At 73.6% G+C, this 26,175-nt stretch carries 16 protein-coding genes and 1 pseudogene; 10 read left to right on the forward strand and 7 right to left on the reverse strand.

The genetic code is table 11. The features are described 5' to 3' along the window. Positions 1-1,499 (forward strand): annotated as a pseudogene (locus tag ACZ7GX_RS25250) (hypothetical protein); the annotation flags it as partial. Next, the gene (locus ACZ7GX_RS25255) at positions 1,492-2,376 is read left to right on the forward strand and encodes a hypothetical protein (RefSeq protein WP_498780045.1); all 885 of its coding nucleotides are present in this window, start codon (positions 1,492-1,494) and stop codon (positions 2,374-2,376) included. The pseudogene ACZ7GX_RS25250 and the gene ACZ7GX_RS25255, both read left to right, overlap by 8 nt. 19 nt (positions 2,377-2,395) lie before the next feature. Here the strand turns inward: ACZ7GX_RS25255 and ACZ7GX_RS25260 are convergent, their stop codons facing one another. The 4 genes from ACZ7GX_RS25260 to ACZ7GX_RS25275 form a co-directional block, all read right to left on the reverse strand. After that, entirely contained in the window at positions 2,396-3,655 is a 1,260-nt protein-coding gene (locus ACZ7GX_RS25260; RefSeq protein ID WP_498780046.1) for a glycosyltransferase, read from the reverse strand. After that, positions 3,652-5,967, reverse strand: a complete 2,316-nt coding sequence (locus ACZ7GX_RS25265; protein ID WP_498780047.1) for a GH92 family glycosyl hydrolase — start codon at positions 5,965-5,967, stop codon at positions 3,652-3,654. The genes ACZ7GX_RS25260 and ACZ7GX_RS25265 overlap by 4 nt, the downstream gene beginning before the upstream one ends. A 77-nt stretch (positions 5,968-6,044) precedes the next feature. Next, the gene (locus ACZ7GX_RS25270; RefSeq protein ID WP_498780049.1) at positions 6,045-7,046 is read right to left on the reverse strand and encodes a glycosyltransferase; all 1,002 of its coding nucleotides are present in this window, start codon (positions 7,044-7,046) and stop codon (positions 6,045-6,047) included. Positions 7,047-7,097: 51 nt separating this feature from the next. After that, entirely contained in the window at positions 7,098-8,111 is a 1,014-nt protein-coding gene (locus ACZ7GX_RS25275; RefSeq protein WP_498780051.1) for an Lrp/AsnC family transcriptional regulator, read from the reverse strand. A gap of 104 nt (positions 8,112-8,215) precedes the next feature. Here ACZ7GX_RS25275 and ACZ7GX_RS25280 point away from each other — a divergent pair, with 104 nt between their 5' ends. From ACZ7GX_RS25280 to ACZ7GX_RS25315, 8 genes are all read left to right on the forward strand, one after another. Then, the gene (locus ACZ7GX_RS25280) at positions 8,216-9,379 is read left to right on the forward strand and encodes a M20 metallopeptidase family protein (protein WP_498780053.1); all 1,164 of its coding nucleotides are present in this window, start codon (positions 8,216-8,218) and stop codon (positions 9,377-9,379) included. Between the two features lie 430 nt (positions 9,380-9,809). After that, positions 9,810-10,841 (forward strand): glycoside hydrolase family 10 protein, encoded by a 1,032-nt coding sequence (locus tag ACZ7GX_RS25285; protein ID WP_498780055.1) that lies wholly within the window; start codon positions 9,810-9,812, stop codon positions 10,839-10,841. A gap of 503 nt (positions 10,842-11,344) precedes the next feature. Further along, positions 11,345-11,497 (forward strand): thiazolylpeptide-type bacteriocin, encoded by a 153-nt coding sequence (locus ACZ7GX_RS25290; RefSeq protein WP_498780057.1) that lies wholly within the window; start codon positions 11,345-11,347, stop codon positions 11,495-11,497. A 118-nt stretch (positions 11,498-11,615) separates the two neighbouring features. After that, positions 11,616-14,069 (forward strand): lantibiotic dehydratase, encoded by a 2,454-nt coding sequence (locus ACZ7GX_RS25295; RefSeq protein ID WP_498780059.1) that lies wholly within the window; start codon positions 11,616-11,618, stop codon positions 14,067-14,069. Next, positions 14,066-15,619, forward strand: a complete 1,554-nt coding sequence (locus ACZ7GX_RS25300; protein ID WP_498780061.1) for a hypothetical protein — start codon at positions 14,066-14,068, stop codon at positions 15,617-15,619. Before ACZ7GX_RS25295 ends, ACZ7GX_RS25300 begins: the two co-directional genes overlap by 4 nt. Further along, on the forward strand, positions 15,616-17,316 hold the full coding sequence (locus ACZ7GX_RS25305) for a TOMM precursor leader peptide-binding protein (RefSeq protein ID WP_498780063.1): 1,701 nt from the start codon (positions 15,616-15,618) through the stop codon (positions 17,314-17,316). The genes ACZ7GX_RS25300 and ACZ7GX_RS25305 overlap by 4 nt, the downstream gene beginning before the upstream one ends. After that, positions 17,313-18,644 (forward strand): nitroreductase family protein, encoded by a 1,332-nt coding sequence (locus tag ACZ7GX_RS25310; protein WP_498780065.1) that lies wholly within the window; start codon positions 17,313-17,315, stop codon positions 18,642-18,644. The genes ACZ7GX_RS25305 and ACZ7GX_RS25310 overlap by 4 nt, the downstream gene beginning before the upstream one ends. Further along, entirely contained in the window at positions 18,641-20,236 is a 1,596-nt protein-coding gene (locus tag ACZ7GX_RS25315; RefSeq protein WP_498780067.1) for a thiopeptide-type bacteriocin biosynthesis protein, read from the forward strand. Before ACZ7GX_RS25310 ends, ACZ7GX_RS25315 begins: the two co-directional genes overlap by 4 nt. A gap of 42 nt (positions 20,237-20,278) precedes the next feature. Here the strand turns inward: ACZ7GX_RS25315 and ACZ7GX_RS25320 are convergent, their stop codons facing one another. The 3 genes from ACZ7GX_RS25320 to ACZ7GX_RS25330 form a co-directional block, all read right to left on the reverse strand. After that, positions 20,279-22,255, reverse strand: coding sequence for a carbamoyltransferase family protein (locus tag ACZ7GX_RS25320; protein ID WP_498780068.1), 1,977 nt, complete (start codon positions 22,253-22,255; stop codon positions 20,279-20,281). 51 nt (positions 22,256-22,306) lie between these two features. Then, a complete protein-coding gene (locus ACZ7GX_RS25325) occupies positions 22,307-23,470 on the reverse strand; it encodes a macrolide family glycosyltransferase (RefSeq protein ID WP_498780070.1) in 1,164 nt (387 codons plus the stop codon). A gap of 241 nt (positions 23,471-23,711) precedes the next feature. After that, the gene (locus ACZ7GX_RS25330) at positions 23,712-25,955 is read right to left on the reverse strand and encodes a cytochrome P450 (RefSeq protein WP_498780072.1); all 2,244 of its coding nucleotides are present in this window, start codon (positions 25,953-25,955) and stop codon (positions 23,712-23,714) included. Positions 25,956-26,175 lie beyond the last annotated feature (220 nt).

A 26,175-nucleotide genomic window follows, 5' to 3' on the forward strand; every position in this document is an offset into this window, starting at 1 on the left:
CCAACCGCCTCGCCCGCCACACCAACGCCGACGTCCTCGCCCCCACCAAACCCGCCTGGACCGACACCAACGGCCGCGTCTACACCAGCGACGCCACCACCGGCCCCGACGGCAACCGCCAACCCAAAATCCCACCCAACGGCGAATGGGAAACCCACCGCCCCGACGGCACCAGGACCAAGGCGAGCGAAGACGGCTTCGTCCCTGGAACCAAGGACGCGGACAAGCACGACCTCGACACCGACGCCAAGGACCGCGCCGCACGCCCCGGTGACCGGGAGTCGCCGACTCACCAGGACATCGACTGGAAAGAGCCGAAGCACACCCGGTCGGAGGACGTCACCGTCGACCGGCGCGAGCCGTTCTACGACCCGCCACAACACGACCGACCGCTGGAGCCGAACACCCGCTACCAGATCCACGACGACACCGGCCACCGCACGACCGTCTACACCGACGGCGGCACGCCGCCCAGGATCACGCACGTCGACGCGCACACCCCGAACACCCGGATCGGCACGGACGCCAACCCGCTCGGCAACGCCGACGTGGTCCACCCCCGGCCGGACACGGACTACCGGGTGCACACGGGCGGCGACCCGTTCACCTTCCGCACCGACGCCGACGGCCGACCGCGGTTCGACCTGGACGACTTCGGCAGCCCCAAGGGCCCCGACTACGAACCCGGCGGCGCGAAGTACCGCACGGAGACGCTGGCGCACGACCCGAACCAGCGACCGTTCAGCGACCGCACCGACCTCGAGCCCGACTGCCGCTACGAGGTCACCCGCCGCACGCCCAACGGCGACGTCTGGCACGGCACGTTCTTCACCTCGCCGGAGTTGAAGGACGGGAAGTCCCAGTTCACCCACATCGAGACGTGGACGGACAAGAACCCCGAGCTGGGCAACAAGAACACGATGCGCGACCCCTACTCCCCCGAGCCGGTCGAGGCGCCCCGCGTCAACTCGACCCCCGACCCGGTCACGGGCCGGCGGGTGGAGGGCCTGCCGCTGGCGGAGACGCGGTTCCAGACCGGCACGACCGTCTACCACACCAACACCAACGGCGTGTCGTCGATCGCCTTCACCCCGGACTACGGCGGCACGCACGTGTCCCGCGACACCGACGTGCAGACGCCGTCCGGCAAGCACGGCGAGATGATCTACGGCGACCAGCGCCGCGGCGGCCACCTCCAGGACCACGCCTCCGGCGGCGGCAACGAGGCGATCAACCAGGTCTCGCAGCTCTACCGCGAGAACAACCTGCGCCGCCCGGCTTCCGACGCGGCGAGCCGGTACAAGGACAGCTGGGCCCAGATCGAGAAGGACCGCCGCGCGGCGGTGGACAAGGACGGCATCGTGGTCGAACGGGTCCGCGTCTTCTCGGGCGAAGCCAGTCAGGGCCGGGTGCCGGATCGGCTGTATGTTGTCGAGCAACGGCTGGACCCGAGCACCGGCAGGACGAGCTACCACTTCAGGAGTTCACCGAATGTCTGACCCGAACCCGCCGCAGGCACAGCCGCCGACGCCGGCGGAGCGCGAGGCCGAGGTCAACCGGATCCTGCAGTGGGTCTGCGGTCGGCTGCTCGACCTCGCCCCGCCCGACGCGAAGCGGCTCGACCTGAAGGCCACCCTGGCGTCCACTGTGGAGGACTTCGTCTACACGACGATCCTCGCCGACGGCTCGGCGCAGCCGCAGGAGCTGCCGCGGGAGATCCACCCGGCCTTCGGCGACCTGCGCGTCCTGCTCTACGAGCCGGGCCAGGGCACCTGGTTCTCGGTGCGGCTCGTGGTGGACCCGCCGAGCACCTTCCGGGTGAACTTCAACTTCGACGTCGACCCGGTGTGGGACCCGCCGATCGGACCCGAGGTGCTGGCCAAGGACCTGGAGGACTTCCCCAGGGCCGAGCTGCCCACCTGGTTGCACGAAACCCTCACGGGTGAGAAGGCCCCCGCGCGCACCGGCGTCGACGCCGAGGAGCAGGGCCGCTACGCCAGGAGGATCGGCAACCAGCTGCTCCAGACGCTGCCGCCGGGCTGGGACTACGCGCAGGTGCAGTTCCGCGAGATCGGCGAGCACACCGAGACCAACGCCCTGGTGCACACGGTGGCGGGCGCGCTCGAACGCTGGTCGCCGCCGCGGGCCGTCGCCGAGCGGTTCCGCGAGCTGCGCGCGGCGACCCGGGCCGACGGCGCCTGGTACAGCGCCAAGTTCGAGATCCAGGCCACCGGCGAGCAGAAGCTCGAGATGAACCGCGCGGACGAGCCGACGTGGATCGCGCCGCCGCCGCCCGAGGCCTACCGGGAGGAGCTGCGGCTCTCCGGCGGCACGGAGGACCTGCTGCCCGACTGGTTGCGGGCCAAGCTGGCGTAACGCCGGCCGGGGGTGACCCTCAGCGCACGGACGTGGCGAACAGGTCGTCGAACACCCGTGCCCGGTCGAACGACAGGGCGTGCGCCCTGGCCCGGTCCGCCATGGACCGCCGCTCCTCGACCGACAGGTCCAGCACGGCGCGGTCGATCGCGGCGGCGAGTCCGGTCACGTCACCGGCTTCCACGATGATCGCCGTGCCGCCGACCGCCTCGCCGGTGCCGCCGGTGATCGTGGTGATCACCGGGCCGCCGCCCGCGAGCATCTTCTCGGTCAACGCGATGCCGAACGTCTCCACGAAGTCCGGCTCCGGCCTGGTCGGCAGCGCGTAGGCGGCGCAACCGCGCATCAGCAGCGGCTTCTCCTCGTCGTCCACGTCGGACAGCAGCACCACACGGTCGTCGCCTCGGGTGAGCGCCCGGACGTCCGCCAAGGCCGGGCCGTTCCCGGCGATCACGAGCTTCACCCGCGACCGAGCCCTCGACCGGGTGAACGCCATCACCAGGTCGTGGACGCCCTTGGCCCGCGCCACCCGGGACAGGAACAGCACGTAGCCGTCACGGTGCAGGCCGCGCCGCGCGAGGGCGGCGTCGACCAGGGCCGGGTCGAGGTCGAGGTACGCGGACGTGTCGATCGGCGGGTAGCTGACCGCGACCCGCGCGCGGCACTCGTCGGCGAGCCGGGTGCCGCAGTGCGCGTCGACGGCCTCGGCGGCGGTCACGATCTCCTGCCGCGTGTACTCCGACACCGCGATCACCTGGTCGTTGGCCAGGAACGTGGTGAACAGCGCCACCGCCGCGCCGAACCGGCCCTCGCGCAGGCACGAGCGGATCACGTTGGTGACGTCCGAGCCGACCGCCTTCGCGATGGTGCGCACGTCGGGCGAGAAGCCGGCCGCGCGCGCCACCGCGACGGCCTCGCCCACGACCGCCGTGTGCGGCACCAGGTACATCGACAGGCACGTGGTCGGCACCGGTTCGGCGAGCAGCTCGACGAGGCGGCCGGTGAGCCCGGCCAGGTACCGGCCGTCGGGCACCCGGTAGTCGCCGACCGGCTCCGGCCGCTCCACCGTGATGCCCGCGCTGTAGGGCGTGATCCGGTCGAGCGGCTTGAGCGGCAGCCCGGCCGCCTGGAGCGCCGGTATCGGCCACGTCAGCAGCCGCACGTCGTCGAAGCCGCGGGTGAGGGCGACCTCGGCGAGGTTGCGCGCCTCCCCGGAGTGTCCGCAGATCACCGGGTCGGCGCGGACCACGATGACGAGGCGGCGGTTCGGCGTGGTCATGGGCGCGCTCCCGGCGTGGACGGGTCGGACGGTGACGGCGGCCGGACCCGGCGGCCCCAGGCCGAGGGTTCCGGGCCGAGTTCGAGTTGCAGCCGCCCGCCCGCGTGCACGTCGACGGCGCTCAGGTGCGCCGCGTCCAGCGGCCTGCCGTCGAGCCGGGCGGACTGCACGTACTGCGGCGGCGGCACGCGTTCCAGCCCGTCGGAGCTGACCGGCGTCTCCCGGTGGCCCCTGGTCTCCACGACGAAGTCCCGGTCGCCGAGGTGGACGGTGGCGCGGGCGAACGCGGGCGCGTTGACCAGGAACAGGTTCTGCCCGGCGACCGGGAACAGCCCGAGCGAGGCCCAGACGTACCAGGAGCTGAGGCCGCCGGAGTCGTCGTTGCCCGGCAGCCCACCGGGACCGGTGCCGAACTGCCAGGTCAGCGCCGCGTGCACGATCTCGGCCGTGCGGTCGGGCCGGCCCGCGTAGTGGTAGGACCAGGGCGCTTCCATGTCGGGCTCGTTGTTGAGCCCCTCGAACCGGTTCAGCGCGTAGCCGACCGCCATCTCGGCCGGGTCGGGCCGCCTGCCGGGCTGCGTCACCGGCGGCGCGCCGAACCCGAAGAACGAGTCCAGCATCGCGACGAACGCGTCGTCCCCGCCGGCCAGCGCGATCCGCCCGGCCATGTCGTGCACGAGCCGGAACGAGTAGTTCCACTTGCCGCCCTCGTAGAACGACGAGTCGTGCAGCAGGCCCGTGGCCGGGTCGAACGCGTTGGTCCACAGCAGGCCGCGCGCGGCGAGGTCGTCGGCGAGGCGGTGGTCGTTCAACGCCCGCGCGACGCCCGCGGTGCAGTGGTAGGCGTAGGCCAGGTCGAGGGTGTGCGAGATCGGGTGCACGACGCCGTGCTCGTAGAAGTCCTCGCCGTACAGCCGGCGCAGGTCGGCTTCCATGTGCGCCAGCGCCCAGTTCCAGTCCAGGTCGCCGAGGCCCAGCGCGTGCGCGTCGGCCAACGCGGTGTGCACCAGCGCGCTCGCCTGCCGGAAGAACCGGTCCGCGCCCCGCGCCATCCGGTACCCGATCGGGAAGTTGCCCTCCTCCTCGCACACCCGGATGAGCGACTCCAGCAGGTCCACCGCCCGGTCCGGCACGATCGCCGCGAGCAGCGGCAGCTGCGTCTTGTAGATGTCCCACATCGTGCAGACGTCGAACGCGAACGGGCCGGACGTCGGCCAGAACGGGCTCTCGTCGTCGGCGAAGCACGGCTTGATCAGCGAGTGGTACAGGGCGGTGGCGAACACCTGCCGCCTGGCGGGCGACCCGCCCTCGACCTCGATCCGGCCCACGTGGTCGCGCCAGCGGTCGGTGGTGCGCGCCCGGATGACGTCGAACGCGGCCGGCTCCTGCCCGCACTCCCGGCGCAGGTTGGCCCTGGCCTGCTCGCAGCCGCGCAGGGAGAACCCGATCCGCACCTCGACGCTCTGCCCGGCGGCGGTCGGCCCGAGGAACAGCAGCCCGAACGGGCGCAGGGTGGTCTGCCGGATGCGGTCGAAGTCCAGCCGGGTGCCGCCCTCGATCAGCCTGCGGTCGTGCCAGAGCATCTGCCGCCACCCCGGCGAGTCGACCTCGACGTGGACCGACAGCGGCACGCCCTCCACCACGACCGTGCCCTGCGCCCGGCCGTGGCCGAGGCTCTCCACGTGGGCGCGCAGCGGCACCGTGCGGCCGTGGTCGATGGCCAGTCCGCCGCACGACAGGTCCACGACGATGCGCGCGCTGCGGTGCTCCGGGAACGTGTACCGGTGGACCGCGACCTTCTCGCCGACGGTGATCTCGCACCGGACGCCGGTGTCCAGCGTGGCCGCGTAGTACCCGGCCTCGGCGACCTCGTCGTGCAGCGGCCAGGCGTGACCGAGCGCGTCCAGCTGCTGCACCATCGGTGTCACCCGGACGTAGTTGTAGTACTTGCGGATGGCGCCGGTGCCGGACTGCTGGAAGTGGGTGAAGCCGGAGGCCAGCGACCGGTCGAACATCTCCTCCGGCAGGCCCTCGGTGTTCTTCGTGTACCGGCCGTAGCCGGTCGGGTAGGCGCCGGAGTAGGCGCAGGCGGACACCATGCCGAGCGGGGACGTCGCGCCCGGGTGGGTGTTGCCGATCTGCGCTTTCGGCCACCACCAAGTGGCCGCGAGACCCTGCGCCGGTGGCAGGGAGGTCGCGGCCGTTCCGATGAAGGGATCGATCTCGTTCAGGATGGCGAGACTGTAGGTCGCCGCCGGGCCGCCGGTGGTTTCGGCGACGTGAACTCGGTGGGAACGCCTGACCCCGTTCACCGGTCCGGGTTACCGGGGTCGAGCCACCGCGGGCCCGGCGGACGCCAGGCCGGTTGTCGACGTGGCGTCGAGGTGGTTCAGCCGCGGTCGGCGTAGTCCGGGAGTCGGCGCGCGACGTCGTCCGGGCCGGGCATCCGGGCGATCTCCTCGGCGATCGCCCGCGCGGCTTCGGAGTGCCCGCCGGGCCGGGACAGGGTTCGGACGACGGAGGCGAGGGCTTCCGCGCTCACCTCGTCCGGCAGCAGGCGCACGCCGGCCCCGGCGGCGGTGACCGCGTCGGCGTTGGCGAACTGGTCCGCGCCCTGGGGCAGGATCAGCTGCGGCGCGCCGACGGCCAGCGCGCCGAGCGTGGTGCCGCTGCCGCCGTGGTGCACGACGACGTCCACGTACGGCAGCAGGTCGGCTTGCGGCACCCACTTGTGCACGGTGACGTTGTCCGGCACGTCGCCGAGCTCCTCCGGGCGCACGCGACCGGTCGCGACCACGACGCGGGCGTCCAGCGCGGCCAGGGCGTCGATGGCCGTGGTCAACAACTCCGGTGTGCCGAAAGCGGTGCCGAGCGTCAGGTAGACCAACGGCCGCGACGTGCGGTGCCCGTCCCAGGCGGGCAGCGCGCCGGGTTCGGAGTACGCGACGGGGCGCAGCTCGATCCGCTCCTCGCCCGCCAGGAAGTCCTTGTCCTGCAAGGAAGGCGGGCAGATGTCGACGTGCGGCCGGCCGGGGGCGCTCTTCGCGGGCGACTCCAGGCCGATCCCGTCGGGGAACATGCGGCCGAAACCGTGCCACAGGCCCGGGATCCCGGCCCGGCGCGCGGCGATCGCCGCACCCGGCACGCCCCACCCGTGCACCACGAGGTCGGGCCGCAGGCGCGCCAGCTCCGGCTCCAGGTCTTCGGCGTACATCTCGTAGAACGCGTCCGCGGGGCGGAACGGCCGCAGCCCGTTCGCGGCCAACGGCGCGTGCACCTCCTCGCCGGCGGCGAAGTGGACTTCGTGCCCGGCTTCGCGGGCGGCGATCGCCAGCGGGATCAGCGGATAGGTGTGCCCCACCGACGCGAGGCCGGCAAACAGTACGCGCATGGCTGCGAACCTACGCTTCCCTCACGCGGTCGCCCACGGGCAGGCGGTTCCTCACGCGGTCGCCCACGGGTCGACGGGCACCACGTCGGTGATCCGCCCGGTCTCGTCGAGCAGGCACCCCATCCGCTTCACCGCGCGCAACGTGACCGCGCGGTCGGTGAGGGTGAGCGCGGGCAGTCGCCTGGCCAGTTCGGCTTCCAGGCGTTGGACGTCGCCGAGCGAGCGCAGCCACAACGTCATCACGAGGTTGTCCGCACCGGTGACGGCCGCGCACAGCCGGACCTCCGGCAGCTCGGTCAACGCGGACGCGGTCCGGTCCAGCTCGTCCGGTGGCACCCTGGCCCAGAACGTCGCGGCGATCGGCCACCCCGTGACGGGTTGCGCGACCTCGCACCGCAGCGACAGCAGCCTGCCGTCGACCATCTCGTTGAGCCACCGGCGCACGGTCGACCCGCTGCGGCCGGTGCGGGTCGCGATCTCGGCGGCCGGCCTGCGCCCGTCGTCCAACGCCCGCAGCACTTCCCGGTGGTGCGGCTTCCAGACCGCGCGGCTCCCGCTCGGCCTGCCCGGCACGGCCCGCGCGCGCCGCTGGGGTTCGAGCGCGCCGAGCCGCCAGTGGTTGCCCTCGCCGTAGACGGTGGTGACGGTGTGCGTGCGCGTCCGCCGCAACCCCGGCAGCGCGTGCAGCCGGTGCAGCACGAGGTGCGACAGGGTGGCGAGGTCGGGGGTCAGCAGGGTCAGGAACAGGTCGCGCCCGCTGCTGATGATCGAGATCGAGACGACCTGCGGGATGCGGGACAGGACCTCGACGGCGTGCGCGCGGGACGTCGGCTCGATGTCGACCTCGATGAACGCGTTGCAGTGGTCCGCGGCCCACAGCCGCACTTCGGGGTAGGCGGTGACGCGCGCGAAACCCGTGTCGGCCAGCACTTGCCACCGCCGGGCCGCGGTGACCGGGTCGATGCCGAGCGAGCGCCCGACCTCGTGCCAGGTCGCCCGCGGCGCGGCTTGCAGGGCGTGGACGAGCCGGAGGTCGGTCTCGTCGGGTGTGAACGAATCCTGCACTGGAGGCCATCCCGGTGAGCGATCTTGACAATTCGAGGGTCGAGAGTGGCACCCGACGTGATCCTCGGCAAGTGCCCCGCCACCGACCCGAGGAGCGATCAGCCATGTCGGCGAGCCAGAACGCGGCCCTGATGGATCACTTGGTGCGACTGCGACGGCAGTTGCACGCCGAGCCCGAGATCGGCCTGGACCTCCCGCGCACGCAGGAGAAGGTGCTCGCCGCGCTCGACGGCCTGCCGCTGGAGCTGACGCCGGGGCGGTCGTTGACGTCGGTGACCGGCGTGCTGCGCGGCGCGCGGCCGGGACCGGTGGTGCTGCTGCGCGCCGACATGGACGCGTTACCCGTGCAGGAGCGCACCGGGCTGGACTACGCGTCCCGAGTGGACGGTGCGATGCACGCGTGCGGCCACGACATGCACACCGCGATGCTGGTCGGCGCCGCGCACCTGCTCGCCGCACGCCGGGACGAGTTGGCCGGTGACGTCGTCTTCATGTTCCAGCCCGGCGAGGAGGGGTGGGACGGGTCGGCCGCGATGATCGCCGAGGGCGTCTTGGACGCCGCGGGCCGCCGGCCGGACGCCGCCTACGCGTTGCACGTGTTCGGCGCGGGCGTGCCGCACGGCGTGTTCTCGGCCCGTCCGGGCACCACGATGGCGGCTTCCGACGCGCTGGACGTCACCGTGGTCGGCGCGGGCGGGCACGGCGCCCGGCCGCACCGCGCGCAGGACCCGATCCCGGTGGCGTGCGAGATCGTCACGGCGTTGCAGGCGATGGTCACCCGTCAGGCCGACGTCTTCGACCCCGCGGTGGTGACCGTGGGGTCGTTCCACGCCGGGAGCAGGCGCAACGTCATCCCCGACACCGCGCGGTTCGAGGCGACCGTGCGCACGTTCTCCGCGCCGGCGAGGGCCAGGATCAAGGACGCCGCTGTCACGTTGGCGCGGTCGATCGCGCGGGCGCACGGCCTGCGCGCCGAGGTGGACTACCGCGACGGCTACCCGATGACCGTCAACGACGCGCGGGAGGCCGCGTTCGTCGCCAACACCATCGCCGACGTCTTCGCCGGGCGCTTCCGGCCGCTGGCGAACCCGATGCCGGGAGCCGAGGACTTCTCCCGCGTGCTGCAAGAGGTCCCCGGCGCGTTCATCCCGTTCGGCGCGGGCGACGGCACCGACAACCACTCCCCTCTCGTCCGGTTCGACGACGCGCTGCTGCCCGACGGCGCCACCGTCCTGGCCGAACTCGCGCTGCGCCGCAGCGGCCGGTGAGACCCGTCAGGCGGCCAGTTCGCCCGCGGTCGGCACGCGGCCCAGGTCGGTGGACAGCTCGAAGACCATCGCCTCGCTGATCTGGGTGGTGATCAGGGTCGGCCCGCCGGGGTCCAGGCGACCGTTGGCGGCGTAGTGGCGCAGGACCGTGGTGGTGAACGTGCCGCCCCTGGGGTCGAACGGTCAGCACGGCGAGCGCGGCGGCGTGGACGGCCCGCACCAACGCCTCGCCACGCCGTCGTTCCGGCGCCTTGGCAGCCGCTTTCTCCATGGCGTTGCGCCGCGCGGACCGCACCGGTCCGGCCGAATGGTTGCTGCGCCGGCTCACCTACGGCCGCAGGGGTTTCGAAAACATTCGATAAGCATTGCCCGGCGCGGTGGCGCACACCCATCGTGGGACGCCGTCGCATCGTCGGAAGGGGCCCTCGAAGTGCGAAAACTCTTATCCGCGTCCTTGATCGCCGCGTCCTTGGCCGCAGCGGGCCCGCTGCCGCCGGTCGCCGCCGCCACGCCCGCCACGCCCGCCACCACCCTCGCCAACACCCTGGCCGCGGCCGCCGAGCGCAGCGGCCGGTACTTCGGCGCGGGCGTGCAGGGGTACAAGCTGTCCGACCCCGCGTACGCGGGCATCCTGGACCGCGAGTTCGCCGTGGTCACGCCCGAGAACGAGATGAAGCTCGACGCCACCGAGCCGCAGCAGGGCCGGTTCTCCTTCGCCCCGGCCGACCGGGTCGTGGACCACGCCGTGCGGCAGGGCAAGCGGGTGCGCGGCCACACGTTGCTCTGGCACTCGGGGCAGCCGTCCTGGCTGGTGAACCTGTCGGGCGCGGCGTTGCGGCAGGCGATGCTCAACCACGTCACGCAGGTGGTGGCGTACTACCGGGGCCGGATCCACTCGTGGGACGTGGTCAACGAGGCGTTCGCCGACGGCACGTCCGGCGCGCGGCGCGACTCCAACTTCCAGCGCACCGGCGACGACTGGATCGAGGCGGCGTTCCACGCGGCCCGGGCGGCCGATCCCGGCGCGAAGCTCTGCTACAACGACTACAACACCGAGAACTGGGCCCACGCCAAGACCCAGGCCGTGTACCGGATGGTGCGCGACTTCCGGGCGCGTGGCGTGCCGATCGACTGCGTCGGCCTCCAGTCGCACTTCACCGCCAACCACCCGGTGCCCGCCGACTTCGCCGGCACCATCCGCAACTTCGCCGCGCTCGGCGTGGACGTGCAGCTGACCGAGCTGGACATCGAGGGTTCCGGCGCCACCCAGGCGGAGAACTACCGCCGTGCGGTCACGGCCTGCCTGGCGGTGAGCCGGTGCACCGGCATCACGGTGTGGGGCATCCGCGACAGCGACTCGTGGCGAGCGTCGAGCACCCCGCTGCTGTTCGACCCCACCGGCGCGCGCAAGCCCGCTTACACCGCCGTGCTGGACGCCCTCAACGGCGCACCGTGCCACTGAAAACGCCCGGTCGGGGCCGTCCACCGGTAGCGGGGCATTCAATAACCGCGGGATGACCGACGGCCGAATGACATCACCACCGCACCGACCCGATCGTCGGACGGGTCACCACCACCAATTTTCGACCCGCGACCGTTCCGGTGCATTCGGAATCCCGCACCCCGACCGGGAAGTACCGGTACCGGAGATCGCCGACGGATGGTGGACGGCACGATTCGGCCACTCGGACCACGGCGTTGGCACCCGATGACGGCTGAGCTGTGCCGGATGCAATCTACACCGGTCACCCGGCGCTTCGCCGCCGGTCGCGCGCAATTACCCCGAGAACACCTATTCGGCTGTCCGAATAGGTGTATCCGCCCGTCCGGCCAAGCTCACCCGAATGACCGATCCGAGCCTTTCTCGAATCGTTTGGAATAGCACTCCCCGGTCTTGTCGGTCCCCGATCAATCTGCTTGAGTTCGCGCCGCAAGCCCGACTCCGAACTAATGAGGGAGGATGCCATGGACTTGACTTTCGAGGTCGAGGACCTGGTCCTGGACGAACTGGCCGTGACCACCATCGCCGACACGACGCTCGTGGACGGCGACCCGGTCGCCTCCACGGCCTGCTCGTGCTGCTCGTCGAAGCCGCACGTCAACCCGGCGGGCAAGTAGCCGGTCCGGTGAGCTGACGCGCTCGCCACGACGGACCGTTCGTGGCCGCACGTCGACGTCCCACGTCGGGGGCGTCGGTCCCGGCGCCCCCGACCACCCTCCTGCGGAGGTAGCGCGCATGGCCGGTGTGATCACCACCGAGTTGGCGCCGTACGCGTTGGTCCGCGTGGCGGCGTTGCCCCACCCCGAGCCACCGCCGGGCGCGGCGGGCTTCCGGAGGGCGATGGCCGCCGCGGTCGCGGCGCACTCCCGACTCCGGGAGCTGGCGCCGCAGGTGGCCGACGCGTTGCACGACAGCGCGAGCGACCACCCGGCCGAGTTCCACCGCCGGGTCGTGCTGCCGCTGCGGCGCGACGTGCACAACGCACGCTCGCCCCGGACCGCGCTGCTGGCCGGGTTGGGCACGTTGCCCGAGCGGGTCCCGCCGCTGGCGCGCTGGCTCGACGAACGCGCCGCGCTCGACGCCGCCACCGAGGTGGCGCTGGACGCGTGGCCGCACGCGCTGGCCGCCGAACGCGCCGTGCTGGCGCGGGTGTGCCAGGCCGAGCCGGTGCGGCTGGCCGGGGTGCTGACCGGCGCCGACCTGCTGCACGGCCTGACCCGCGCGGCGGCCGGCGGCGGCGCGCCCGACCGCAAGGCCCGCAAGGTCGAGGCGACGGTGCTGCGCTACGCCTTGCGCGCCACGTCCAAGACCAGCCCGCTGTCCTGGTACACCCAGGTCGGCTGGGGTTCCTGGGGCGACGGGCCCTGGCCGCGGGCGCGACCGGTGGCGCACACCGAGCCGAACCGCCTCCTGCTGACCCGGTTGGTGGCCGCCTTCCGCGACCGGCCGCACCGACTCGCACCCGGATTGCGCGAACACGACGGCCACGTGGTGTTCCGCCGCGACACCCTGATCGCTCCCCCGCCCGACGCCCCGCCGTCGCGGATCGACGTCACGCGCGAGGAGCAGGTGGACGTGGCGGCGACGGGGCCGCTGCGGTTCCTGGTGGCCGCGGTGCGGGACGCCGGACCCGGCGGGGTCGTGCCGGCCGAACTGGTCGAGGCGCTGGCCGCCAGGCTGGCCACGCCCGAGGCGGCCACCGCCGCCCGCGCCTACGTCGACCGGGTGCTCGACATCGGCCTGCTGGTGCCGGTGGAGCCGGTGCACCCGCAGGACCCGGACGCGCCGGCCGCGATCGCCGCGTGGTTGCGCGAGCAGGGCGCGCCCGACGTGGCCGACCGGCTGACGCGGCTGGTGACCGCCACCGCCGCCTTCGCCACCGCCGACCCGCCCGCGCGGGCCGTCGCCACCGCCGAGCTCACCGCGGGCTGGCGCGACCTCGGCGAACGGGTCGGCGTCGACCTGTCCGGGATCGCACCGGTGCTGGAGGACGTCCTGCTCCCGGAGCCGGTCCGGGTGCCCGCCACCGGCGCCGAGGCGCTGACCCGGCTCACCCCGCTGCTGGTCCTGTTCGACCAGCAGGTGCTGGTGCGCAGGCTGGTGCGCAACCGGTTCGTCGACGCGGTCGGTCCCGGCGGCACGGCCTCCCTGGCGGAGTGCGCGGTCTTCCTGTCGGGCGTCTCGCCGGACGACGCGAACACCGCCCGGTCCGCGCGTGACCCCGGGGTCGTCTCGCTGATGGAGTCCCGCGCGAAGATCGCGGCGGCGGCGCGCGCGGACGGCGTGCTGTCCGACGACCTGGTGCACGAGGCCGCCCACCACGTGCCGGACTGGCTGCGCCGCCCCGGTTCGTACGCGTTCTTCGGCCAGCCGACACCGGACGGGCGACTGGTCGTCAACCACGTCTACCCCGGCTTCGGCCGGTTCCTGAGCCGGTTCCTGCGGCGGTTGCCCGGCGCGGCGGACGCGGTGGCCGCGCAGCTGCGGCGAGCGCTCGGCGAGCGGTTCGCGCAGTTCCGGCCGCTGCACGGGTTCAACGCCAACCTGCACCCGCTGCTGGGCGCCCACGAGGTCGGCGAGGACGCCCGGTGGGTCGACCTGCCCGCGGACGAGCTCCAGGTCCGGCACGACCGGCGGACCGACGAGGTCAGGGTCGTGCACCGGGGCGAGCCGCTGGACGTGGTGTACCTGGGATTCCTGCTGCCGGCGCTGATGCCCGACCGGCACGTCCCGCTGCACGCCGACCTGGCGTGCGGCTGGGTGGACCTCGACGCGCTGCGGTCGAGCGAAGACGACGGCGAGGTGGTGCGGCGCGGAGGGCTGCGCTACCGGGACGTGGTGCTGGCCCGCCGCACCTGGGACTTCCCCGCGCCCCCGGAACTGGGCGTCGACGAGGCGGTCGCACCGGCGGTGGCCCGGCTGCGCGCTCGGCACGGGCTGCCGGAGCACGTGTTCGTGGACGCCCGCGCCAGGGCCGTGTCCGCTGATCCTTTGGAACGCATGATGGTCCCGACCAAGCCGCAGTACGTCGACTTCGGCAACGCCCTGCACCTGCGCTGCCTGCCCCGCCTGCTGGCCCGGTTCCCCGACGGCGTCGAGCTGACCGAGGCGTTGCCCGTGCCGGGCGCGCAGTCACCCGGCGGCCGGGTGCTCGAAGTGATCGCGGAGACGTACTGGGGGATCTCGTGAGCGGGGAGCTGGTGCGGCTGCGCCCGATCGTGCACGCCAGTCCGACGGACACCGGCCTGCACGTGCGGGGGTGGGCGACCGCCTTCACCGTCCGCGGCGGCAAGGGCCTGTGGACGGTCTGGCAGAAGCTGGCCGGGCCGTTGACCGCGGGGGTGGCGCCGGAGCGGCTGACCGTGCCCGACCAGGCGCCGCCGGCCGTGGCGGCGGCCCTGAAGATGATCATCGACCAGCTGCGCGAGCACGACCTGCTGGTCCGGGTGCCCGACTCCTGGGACGCCGACGGTCCGCCCGAGCACGTCGCGCGGTGGCTGGAATCGGTGGCGGAACGGCCCGCGCCGGCGTGGGACGCGTTGCGCGCGAGCACGGTGGTCGTCACCGGGTCCGGCGCGGTGGCCGCGGCGGCGCGCCGGGCGTTGACGGCCACGGGGTTGGTGGTCGGGCCGGTCGAGCCGGGGCCGGACCTGCTGCTGGTGTGCGGTGCCCACGTCGTCGCCGCCCGGTGCGCGGCGGACGTGGGGTTCGTCGTCGCGCCCGGTGCGCGCGGCGACGTGCTGGCCGACGCGGAGGCCGTCGCCCACCGCCTGGCCGGGTCGGCGGGTGAGGTGCCGGAGGTGCTGGCGGCGTTGGTCGGGTCGGCCGCGGCGCACCGGTTGGTGTGCGCGGTCGCCGGGCTGCCCGACCCGGCGCACGAGGTGGTGGACGCTCCCTCCGACGCGCCACCACGGGATCCGGCGCACCAGTCGGTGTTCGTCGCGCGGCTGGACCCCTTGCGGGCGGACTACCACCCGTGGCTGTCGGCGGTGCGCCCCACGCCTCCCGCCGGGCGGATCGCCGACGTGCTGGGCGACCCCGAGCTCGGGCCGGTGCCCGCCCCGGACACCGGTGACCTGCCCCAGGTCCCGGTGAAGCTGGCCGTCTCGGGCGCTGTCGTCGGCTACGGCACGACCGAGCGGTCCGCCCGCCTGGACGCCGTGGTCCGCGCCGCGCACCGGCTGGCGCCCGACAACGCCGTGGTGGGCGCGGATCCCGTCCACGCGCTCGGTCTCGCGCTGCGCACCGCCGCCCGGTCCCTGCCGGGCTCCCGGGTCGACCCGGACGAGTGGCAGACCGACCCGACCGCTCGGCGGTGGTGGAAGGCGGTGGTGCTGCGGTTCGCGCTGCCCGCCGAGGTGGCGGTGGACCGGCTCGGCGACGGGGTGGTGCGGGCGGTCGTCCGCGCGGGTGGCGCGGAGCTGTCCTGGGCGGTCGAGGCGACCGCCGCCGACGCCGTGGCGTTCGCGGCGATGGCGGCGGCGGGCCGTGCGCAGGCCGGAGGGTCGGAGCCGGTGGTGCTCTCCGGCGCGTTCCCCGTGGAGGAACCGAGCACGGCGGACGTCCCGTGGACCGACCGGTCCTGGCACTGGCCGCACGGGCTGCGTGACGCGGAGGACGCGTTGCAGCGCCGGTTGGCGGAGCTGTCGGGCGGCGCGGAGGTCAAGCCGGTGGCGTTGGGCCCGGTCCTGCACGCGGCCGGTCTGGCGGCGTTCGCGGTGCCGGAGGTGAGCCGGTGAACGTGGTGTCGTTGACCGCGTACACGATCGGCGACCTGCGGCGCGTCGGCGCGGACGGCGCGGTGCTGCCGATCCGGTACGACGGCGCGGTGACGTTGGTGGGTCCGGTCGTCGGAGTCGGTCCTGGGGTGTGCCTCGGCTGCGCGGAGGACATCCGGCTGGCCGCGCAGGGTGCCGCTGTGCCGCGTCGTGACGAGGGCGTGCGGTTGGGTGGCGTGCCCTCCCCGGTGCACGGCCCGCTGGTGGACGCGTTGACCGAACTCGTGCTGGCCGACCCGGACGCCTACCGCGACCGCGTGCTGGCCGTCCGCACGGACCTGGGCGCGGTGACCGAGCACCGGGTGCGGCCCCGTCCCGAGGGCTGCCCGGTGTGCGGGCCGCTGCCCGACGACACCGCCGAAGCCGCGGTCGTGGTCCGCGAACCCGTGCCCGTGCCGCCGGGGGCGCTGCGCGGTCCGAACCCGCTCACCGGAGGCGACGCCGTGCGCGACGCGCTGGTCGACCGGCGGCACGGACCGGTCGACAGGCTGTCCCGCGTCGGCGACGCGCCGCTGCCCGCGGTGAGCGCGCGGATCGTGGGCGACGACGGACCGCAAGCCGGTTTCGGTCGGACGGCCACGTTCGGCGAGTCCGAGCGGGTGGCGTTGTTCGAGGCGGTGGAACGGCTCGCCGGGATGCGTCCCCGGCGCACCCGGACCGTGCTGGAGGCGTCGTTCGCCGACCTGGGTCCGGACCGCGCGGTCGAGCCGACCCGCTTCGGGCTGCCGGACTTCCCGTCGCCGGGCGTGGTGCCCTACACCCCGGAGGTCCGCACGCGCTGGGTGCACGGGTGGTCCTACTCGCGCGGGACCACCGTGGCGGTGCCCGAGCACGTCGTCTACTGGGGCGGCACACCCGGGCCGCGGTTCGTGAACGAGACGTCCAACGGGTGCGGCACCGGCAACAGCCTCACCGAAGCCGTGCTGCACGGGCTGTTCGAGGTCGCCGAGCGGGACGCGTTCCTGATGGCGTGGTACCAGCGGACGCCGTTGCGCTGCGTCGTGGTGCGCGACGGGCTCGCGCTGCACCTGTCCGACCGGCTCGAACAGCTCGGCTACCGGCTGGAGTGCTACGACGCGACCAACGACCTGGCGGTGCCCGCGGTGCTCGCCCTGGCCCGGCACACCGGTGACGGGCCGTCCCCGCGGGCGTTCTTCGCGGCGGGCGCCGGGGTGGACCCGGACGCGGCGGTGCGGTCCGCGGTGGTGGAGGTGGCGGTGGACGTCGAGTCGGCCGCCCGGCGCGCCCACGCCGACCCGGAGGAGTACGACCGGGACCGGCTGCTGCGGATGCTGCGCGAACCGGACCTGATCCGCACGATGGAGGACCACGTGACGGTCAACGGCCTGCCCGAAGCCGCCGACCGCTACGACTTCCTGCGACCGGGCGACCCGGTGGCGCCGACCCCGCCCGACGTGCCGCGGCACGACCTGGACGCGTTGCTGGAGCACTACGTGACCGCGTGGGCGGCGTTGGACCTGGAGGTGATCGCGGTGGACCTGACCGACCCGGTGGTGCGCGACGACCTCGGCCTGCACACGGCGAAGGTCGTCGTGCCGGGCACCCTGCCGATGACGTTCGGCGAGCGCGACCGCCGCACCCACGGCATACCGCGCCTGCGCCCGACCGGCCCCCTGCTACCCCACCCGTTCCCGTGACCGCCGCCGACGCCCCGAGCGCCGACCCGGTGCCGGCGGCCACCCCACCGACCAGCCGCACCTCACCGCCCACCACCGACTCCGCGCCCGCTGCCCAAACGCCACCCGCTCCCACCGCGCCACCCGCCACCCACACGCCGACCACCGCCACCGCTCCGATCGCCGCCACCACACCGCCTAGCGCCCACGCGCCCACCGGCGCCAACACCACTCCCGAGGCGCCACCCGCCGGCACACCGGCCGCCGCCGACGCGCTCGCTGCCGCGTACCGGCACGGCCCCGGTCGGGCGATCACCTCGGTTCCGCAACCGAACCCAACGCCTCCCCCGCCCGGACCGCGGGTCGCGTTGACCGGGCTGGCCCGTTTCGGCCGGTTCGGAGCGGCGTTGGCGCACCTGTTGACCGACGTCGCCACGCCGCAGCGTTGGGAGCCGTGGAACCCCTACAACGACCACCGGGCGTACCCGTCCGCCAGGTCGGCGTTCGCGGTGGACGTCACGCTGGTCGTGGACGGTCGGTCGTGGCCGCTGGACCCGGCTCGCCGGGCGCTCGTCGGCGGCGCGCCCGAACGGCTCGGCACGTGCGCCCGGCTCGACCTCGTGCGCCGTCCCGAGCGCTTCTCCGCCGGGTACGGCGACTTCACCGACGTGCTGGTGGAACTGGAACTCGGGCACCTGCTCGCCGCCCTGGCGGACCACGCGGCACGGCTGGGGCTGCGGGCACACTTGGCCGGCGAGGGCGTCGTGGTGTGCTCGGATCACGAGACCGGCGCACGGGTGCGACCGCCGGCGCGCAGTTCCGGGATCGGGCCGCGCGGAGTCGCCGCCGATCCACGACCGCTGCCCGCCTCGGCGTTCCACGCGGTCGTCGCCGCCGTGCCACGCCTCCCGCACCTCCGGCACCGGTTGGGGGTGCACAACGTCGAAGGCGTGCCGGACGGCTGGTACGACCCCGATCGGCTGGTCACGGCGGGACCGGTGGTGGCGCGGCTCAGGGATGCCTTCAGGCACCCGCCGGAGGTAGTGGACATCGGCAGCGCGAACCTGGCCCTGGTGATCACCGGCGACCCGGCGGCGGCGATCGCCGACACCGGGCCCGACGGCTACCGGGCACTGCTGCGCGCGGCCGGTTCCGCCGCCCAGCGCGTCTGCGCGACCGCGGCGGAGGCGGGCCTGTTCTGCCGCCCGTTGCGCAGCCTGCACGACGAGGAGTTGGAGGCGCTGGTGCGGGCGCCTGCCGGGCACAGCGTCCTCTACCTGCTCGTGGCGGGCCGGCCGCGGGCCACGGGGTTCACCTACGACCTCAGCCCGTTGGAGGAGCTGCCGTGACGTGGACCGCGCTGCACGTGCGGCTGTCGTGGCGGGTCGAGCACGTCGACGCGTTCATCGCCGACGTGCTCGCGCCCGCGATGGCCGAGCACCGGGCCGCCGGCCGGATCGCCGACTGGTTCTTCCTTCGCTACTGGCGGACCGGCCCGCACCTGCGCGTGCGGCTGCGTGACGCCGCCGGGCACTCGGACGCGATCGCCGAGGAATTGCGCGCCTTGGTCGCGGCGGCGGGCCACCCCGAGGTGGAGGTGGACCCGGACAGCTACCACGCCGCCCTCGGCACGACGGGCGAGGACCTGCTGCCGCACGGCGAGGTGCGCGAGGCGCCGTACGAACCGGAGGTGGAGCGCTACGGCGGGCCGGCCGCGATGCCGATCGCCGAGGAGGTCTTCTGCCGCAGCACGGACGTCGCGGTCGCGGTGCTGCGCGCGGCCCGCGCACCACGGGCCAAGCTCAGCGCCGCGGTGGAACTGGTGATGGCCACGACGTCCGCGCTGGGACTGGACCGCCCGGCGGCGGCCTCGTGGCTGCGCACGCTGGCCGCGTCCTGGCGGATGGGCCGCGAACCGGCTCCCGCGCCGAGGATGTCCTCCCACTCGGCCGCACACCGGTTGCACGCCACCGGAGCGGCGCGGTTGAGCGCCCGGTGGGACCGCGTCGACTCCGCACCGACCGGGGCGGTGGCGTACTGGATGCGGCAGGTGCGCGCCGACCTGCCGCAGCACGTGTGGGGGTCCCAGCTCCACATGCTGCTCAACCGCCTGGGCATCGGTCCCGACGAGGAGCGCACGATCTGCTGGCTGGTCGCGGCCACCGCGCTCGCTCCGACGGGCGTCGCCCGGTTCCACGCCGACGGCGCCGACGCGCCGGACCGCCGGTACCTGGAGGCGAGCAAGTACCGCCCGGACGTCGACGAGCAGCGACCGCGCAAGGACAGCTCCCACGACCGACCCGCGCTCCAGCCGTGGCAGGAGGCCGTGCGGCTGCCGGAACCACCCGACACCCCGGCGTCGCTGCGGCAGGTCCTGCGCGACCGGCGCACCGGCCGGGGCGACGCGCTGCGGGGACCGCTGGACGCCGCGCGGTTGGCGGCGCTGCTGTGGACCGCGCACGGCCGGTTGCCCGACGGCAGGCGTCCGCACCCCAGCGCCGGCGCCCGGTACACCGCGCGGCTGCGGCTGGCGGCGTGGTCCGTGGACGGCCTGGCGCCGGGTCTCTACGACGTGGACGAGGGCGACCGGCGGTTGGTGGCGGTGGCGCCCGCGCCGAGGGTCGAGGACGTGGAGCGCACGTCGAGCTGGTTCGGTCCGGGCGCCGCTCTCACCGGGGGCGTGGACATCGCCACCGCACCGGCGCTGCTCGGGCTCTACGCGCGGATCGGCGACCTGCGCCGCGACTACGGGCTGCGGGCCGTGCGGTTGGGGTTCGCCGAGGCCGGTCACCTGGCGCAGAACCTGGCCCTGGTCGCGGCCGGCCTGTCGTTGTCCCTGGGGCTGCTCGGCGGGTTCTACGACGACCTCGCGCACGACGTGTTCCTGCTGGACGGCGTGGACGACACGTTGGTCTACCTGCTGCCGGTCGGGGCCTCCTGAGGTCGGAGGCGCCCGGAACCGGAAGCGGGTCACACCCTCAGGTCACGGCTTGGGCGCGAGGGTGATGAACCGCCGTTGCCACAGCGCCAGGATCTCGGCGCGCGCCTCGTCGGTCAGCTCGCCCGCAAGCGAGGCGATCGTGGCCTTGCCGTCGACGGCGGCCAGCAGGTCGAACACGGCCGGTGACACGGTCGTCGACGGGCCGAACGAGTAGTTCAGGTAGATCTCGCCGCTCACCTCGTCGCCCGGCTGCCAGTCCTTGCGCAGCCGGGTGTCCGGGCGGAACGCGGGCACCAGGTCGTCCAGCGCCCGCACCACCGGTTCCCGTCGCCGGACCAGGAAGTCCTCGACCACCAGCACGTCGATCTCCGTGGTCAGGTAGCAGGTCAGCGCGTCGTGCACGGACTGCACGATCGGCTCGGCGTTGTTGTTGAACGACGTGTTGAGCAGCACGGGGGTGCCGGTGAGCTCGCCGAACCGGGCGATCAGCCGGTGGAAGCGGGCATTGGCCTCCGGCGCGACCACCTGGACCCGCGCGGTGCCGTCGACGTGGGTCACCGCGCCCAGCTCGGCCCGGCGGTCCTCGTGGACGTGCACCACGAACGACATGAACCCGTGGTCCGCGGCGGTGCCGGTGAGGTCGAAGTAGGTGGCCGCGTCCTCCCGCGTGACGGCGGGGGCGAACGGCCGGAAGCCCTCCCGCTTCTTCACCATCGCGTTGATCCGGTCCCGGTTCTCCACCGGGCGGGCGTCGGCCAGGATGCTCCGGTTGCCCAGCGCGCGCGGCCCGAACTCCGAGCGCCCGTGCGCCCAGCCGACCACCGCGCCGCCCGCGAGCAGCTCCGCGGTCGCGTCGACGATGTCCGCGGGCCGCTCGACGTCCACGATCCCGCTCCACGCCGACAGCTGCCGCTCGACCTCCTCCGGCGTGCCGAGGTCGGGCCCGAGGCTCGCGTGGGTCATTCGGGCGATGCGGGTGGGCGGCGCGCCGAGGTGCTGGGCGGCGACGATGGCCGCGCCCTCCGCCGAGCCCGCGTCGTTGGACGACGGGTGGACGAAGACCTCCTCGAACAGGCCCGAGCGCAGGATCACCCCGTTGAGGCTGCTGTTGTGCGCGACGCCGCCGGTGAAGCACAGCCTCTTCGCGCCGGTCTGCCGGGCCCAGTGCGTGATCACGTGCATGGCCACGGTCTCCAGCATCTCCTGGAGCCCGGCGGCGAAGTCCTTGTGCTCCTGCGTCACCGGCTCGCCCGCGGTCCGGGACGGGTACCCGACGGCGAGGAACGGCGCCACGGTCGGGTTGATGTCCGGCAGTCCGGGGATCAGTTCGTAGCCGCCGTCGGGCAGCAGCGCGTAGAGGCCGCGGAACTGCTCCCGGTAGGTCGCCGGGTCGCCGTACGGGGCCAGTCCCATGACCTTGTACTCGTCGCCGAAGCCGTAGCCGACGTGGCCGATCGCGTCCTGGTAGAACAGGCCGAGCGAGTGCGGGACCGAGTAGGACCGCAGTTCCCGCATCTCGCCGTCCCCGGCGGCGAAGACCGTGGCGGAGGCGTCCTCGCCGCGGCCGTCCATGACCACGACCAGCGCGTCCGACATGCCCGACCGGGCGAACGAGGACCACGCGTGCGCGAGGTGGTGCCGCGAGAACACCACCCGGTCCGGGGCGAGGTCCCAGTCGAACCGGGTGCGCAGCCGGTCCAGGAGGAGGTCGACGCCGGAGCTGATCGGGTAGACGGGCGCCGACACCTGGTAGTTCCGCAGCCCCTGGTCGAGGAGCTCCTGGCTGAAGTAGTAGCCGACGGCGTCGACGTCCTGCGGTCGGACGCCGGCCAGGTCGAGGCAGGCGCGGACGGCCCCGGTCGGGAACCTGTTCGTCTTCTTGATCCGGTTGTACCGCTCCTCCTCGACCGCGGCGACGAGCTCGCCGTCGGCCACCAGGCAGGCGGCGGCGTCGTGCATGTAGCTCCGGAACAGGTCCGGTAACAGGTCGAAGTGTCCACTGATGCCCAACGTCAGCATGGTTCTCCCACTCCACTCGCGAGGTTCGGTGCTACTCGTCGTACGGTCGGGCTACCGGCCCAGCAGCTTCTCCAACACCGCCGCGGCCGCGGGCGCCCCACCGCTGGAGCGGACGACCTCGCCCATCTCCGCCACGGCCGCCCGGTTGGCCGACGCCGCGGCCACCGCCGCGCGCAGCCCGGCCGGCGTCTGGTCCTCCAACGTGACCCCGAGGCCCAGTTCGGCGGCCCGTGCGGCGATGGCCCGCTGCTCCGGGATCTGGGGCACGGTCACGAACGGCACGTCGTGGTACAGCGACTCCATGATCGAGTTCATGCCCGCGTGGCTGAGGAACACCGAGGCGTGCCGCAGCACGGCCACCTGCGGCACGCGCCGGTGCGCCGAGACGTTCGCGGGCAGCGGTCCGAGCCGGGCGGGGTCCAGGTCGCCGATCGACATCACGACCTCCCACGGCTCGTCGGCGAACGCCTCGACGCACGCCCGGTAGAACTCGGGCCGCGAGTTGAACACCGTGCCGAGCGAGATCAGCAGCACCGGCGAGTCGGACTTCGGGGACCACTCCTCGGCTTCCTGCCAACTGCCCAGCGACGGCCCCACGAAGTGGAACCGGTCGTCGAACGTCTCGGCGGACAGCTGGAACGAGCGCGGCACGAACACCACGTTCATCGGCGCGACGTGGCCGAACATCAGGTTCGGGTCGTCCAGGAAGCCGAAGCCGGAGGCGAACTTCGCCATCCGCCCGATCGCCGTGACCAGCTGCGGGTGCTGGTGGTCGAACGACGGCGGCAAGTACACCTGCGTCGCCGAGAACCGCTCGTTCTCCGCGAACGTCGGCACCAGCGCCACCTCGGGCACGCCGAGCAGGTTGGCGAGCATCCGCCCGGTGAAGGTCACCGAGTCGTAGCAGACCACGTCCGGCCGGTCGGTCTCGAAGTGCGCGGCCAGCACCGGGAACGACACCTCGGCGTCGTCCAGGAAGTACTCCAGGGTCACGGCCAGCTGCTCGGCGGTGAACTCGCCGCGCGCGTCCAGGTCCGGCGGCAGCTCCGACGGCAGCACGACCGGCGTCGCGCCCGCCCTCGCCGCGCCGTCGGCGGTGGCGGGCCCGGTGGCGTAGCTGACCCGGTGCCCGCGCCGGACCAGCTCCTGCACCAGCGGCAGGGTGGGGTTGACGTGCCCGGCCGCGGGCGCGCTGACAAAGGCGATGTGCGCCATCAGATCTCGGCGAGGGAGCGCGCCGCGCCGACCGCGGGGTGCTTCGCCGACACCGTGCGGGACCAGTCGTTCCCGCTCTCACCGGACATCCTCGCCACCTCCCCTCCGTAAGCAGGCTTGTCGTAGCTCGTGATCGGCCGAGTCCACCGCGTGCCGGGCGGGGTGTGCGACCCTGCGCCGCGCCACCCGGAGCACCGGCGCCCGGCTCGGCAAGCCGTCCCGGACGTGGGTGGGGTCGACCTCAGTCCTCCTCCAGCACCACGGGCAACGCCTTGTGCCCGTTGGTGAAGAACGAGCCCAACGGTTCCAGCTCCGCGGGCGGTACGGCCAGCCGAAGGTTCGGGAACCGCTCGAACAGCGCCCGCAACGCCACCGTGGCCTCCATCCGCGCCAACGGCGAGCCGAGGCAGAAGTGCACGCCGTGGCCGAACGCGAGGTGGTCGCGCCGGGACGGCCGGGTGATGTCGAACGCCTCGGCGTCCTCGCCGTGCCGCGCCGGGTCGCGGCCGGCCGCGCCGAACGACACCAGGATCGCGTCGCCCGCGGCGATCCGCACGCCGTCGACTTCCACGTCCCGCACCGCGTACCGCAGCGGCAGGTTCGGCACCGGCGCCTGCCAGCGCAGCGTCTCGTCCACCACGTCGTCCCAGGTGCTCGTCCCGGCCGTGACGAGGTCGAGCTGGGACGGGTGCGCGGCCAGCCCGTGCACGGCGTTGTCGAGCAGGTTGACCGTGGTCTCGAAGCCCGCGCTGATGGTCAGCAGCAAGGTGTCCAGCAGCTCCTGCTCGCTGAGCCGGCCGCCGTCCTCCCCCTGCGCCGCGATCAGGTCGGTGGTCATGTCGTCACCGGGGTTCGCGCGCTTCTCCGCGACGAGGCCCTTCAGCAGCATGTACAGCTCGGCGGACGCGCCCTGCACGCCGTCCGGGTCGGCGTCGAGGCTGAACACCGCCTCCACCAGGCGGCGCAGGTCGCCACCGGTCCGCTCGGACAGCCCGAACAGGCCGCTGATCACCCGGATCGGCAGCTGGAACGCGAACTCCGCGCGCAGGTCCACGACCTCGCCGCGCGGCACGGCGGCCAGGCGGTCGATCAGGTCGGCGGTGATCTCCTCGACGCGCGGGCGCATGGCGTCGATGCGGCGCGCGGTGAACGCCTTGGCCACCAGCTTGCGCAGCCGGGCGTGGTCCTCGCCGTAGGCGGTGAACATGTTCTTCATCGCCACCCACATGATCAACGGCCAGTCGGGCGGGATCTCGCCGTTGCGCCACGCGGGCCAGTGCCGGTTGGCGTCCTTGGAGACGGCCGGGTCCAGCAGCACGGCTTTGACGGCCTCGTGGCCGGTCACCGCCCACGCGCCGATGCCGCCGGGCAGCTCGACCGGCGTGGTGTGACCGCGTTCGCGCAGGGTGGCCGCCTCGCCGAAGATGTCGCTCCCGGACGGGTCGATGGTGTACCGCTCGACCGGTGGGAGCTCGACCGACTGCGTCACGAACGTCGTGCCGCGCGCGGGCGGCTCGGTGACCTCCAGGAGCGCGGCGGTGAACCGGGAGCCCATGCCCAGGCCGATCACCATGATCGTGTCGCCGGGCTCGAGGCCGCCGTCGTTGAGCAGGTGGTCGACGCCGAGCAGCTGGTCGCACGGCCCGACGTGGCCGAGTTCGCGCAGGAACGGCCAGGTGGTGCGGTCCAGGTCGATGCCGAGCGGTTCCAGCACCACGACCTGCAGCTGCGCCAGCCCCAGGCCCGTGATGACGAACCGGGTGATGTCGGCGATCGCCACGTTGGCTTCCTTGGCGGCCTGCTCGACCGCGTTGACCAGCGCCTCGCTCATCAGGGTCAGGTAGGGCGCGAGGCCGGTGACCTCGATGGGCGTGCGGTTGCGGTGCCCGAGCGGGTCGGGGATGGACGGGGTGGCCAGGACCTCCATCTGGGTGGCGGAGCTGTTCGCGGTGGCGACCAGGCGTGCCCGGCCGCCGTCGCGGGTGAGCACGGCGGACGCGGCGCCGTCGGCCAGGAAGATGCCGACGGTGGGCTGCCAGCGCTCCCAGCGCGGCGGCAGGAACCGGGCGGTCGCGGTGACCAGGGTGGCGGTGGCGGACCGGTCGGCCACCAGGTGGGCGGCGGCGGCCTGGAGCGCGGCCGACCCGCCGTTGCTGGTCGCCTCCACCTCGAACACCAGGGCGTGGCCGAGGCCGAGGACGCGCTGGAGGTGGCACGAGGACGCCATGTGGTCCTGGTGGTCCATCTGCGCGTAGGCGGCCATCGCGATGTCGGCGCCGGTCAGCCCGGACTGGCGCAGGGCGCCGATCGCCGCCCGCACCGCCATGGCGTGCTCGGTCAGGTCGTCGGACCGGGTGAACGAGGTGAAGTCGGACAGCGCGAGCAGCCGCCGCATGGTGTCGGTGTCGGGCACGGCGTCCGTCGCCTGCGTGCGCGGCGGCAGGTAGTGCCCGGTGCCGCCGATGAACACGTCATCCCAGATCATGGACGTCCCTTTCCCTGAGTTCGGACAACCCGGCGCCGTACCCGCGGAAGTCCGTGAGCCAGCTGCTGATCGCCAGCGCGGTGGAGGCGGAGTGCTGTTCCAGCACGGAGAAGTGGGGGGGGGGGGGAGCGGAAGAGGAGTGCCCTGAAGGAGGGCGGGCGGGGGTGGGGGGGGCGCGTAGCAGCGACGGGAGGATGGGGGTTGCGTTCCCACTCCCCCT

The organism is Actinosynnema sp. NPDC037264, from assembly GCF_055603705.1.

Excerpts from the sequence above, each read along its gene's own strand:
- ACZ7GX_RS25260 (WP_498780046.1), bottom strand. The coding sequence starts at position 3,655 with ATGACCACGCCGAACCGCCGCCTCGTCATCGTGGTCCGCGCCGACCCG.
- ACZ7GX_RS25320 (WP_498780068.1), bottom strand. The coding sequence starts at position 22,255 with ATGCTGACGTTGGGCATCAGTGGACACTTCGACCTGTTACCGGACCTG.
- ACZ7GX_RS25255 (WP_498780045.1), top strand. The coding sequence starts at position 1,492 with ATGTCTGACCCGAACCCGCCGCAGGCACAGCCGCCGACGCCGGCGGAG.
- ACZ7GX_RS25280 (WP_498780053.1), top strand. The coding sequence starts at position 8,216 with ATGTCGGCGAGCCAGAACGCGGCCCTGATGGATCACTTGGTGCGACTG.
- ACZ7GX_RS25330 (WP_498780072.1), bottom strand. The coding sequence starts at position 25,955 with ATGATCTGGGATGACGTGTTCATCGGCGGCACCGGGCACTACCTGCCG.
- ACZ7GX_RS25270 (WP_498780049.1), bottom strand. The coding sequence starts at position 7,046 with ATGCGCGTACTGTTTGCCGGCCTCGCGTCGGTGGGGCACACCTATCCG.
- ACZ7GX_RS25295 (WP_498780059.1), top strand. The coding sequence starts at position 11,616 with ATGGCCGGTGTGATCACCACCGAGTTGGCGCCGTACGCGTTGGTCCGC.
- ACZ7GX_RS25325 (WP_498780070.1), bottom strand. The coding sequence starts at position 23,470 with ATGGCGCACATCGCCTTTGTCAGCGCGCCCGCGGCCGGGCACGTCAAC.
- ACZ7GX_RS25290 (WP_498780057.1), top strand. The coding sequence starts at position 11,345 with ATGGACTTGACTTTCGAGGTCGAGGACCTGGTCCTGGACGAACTGGCC.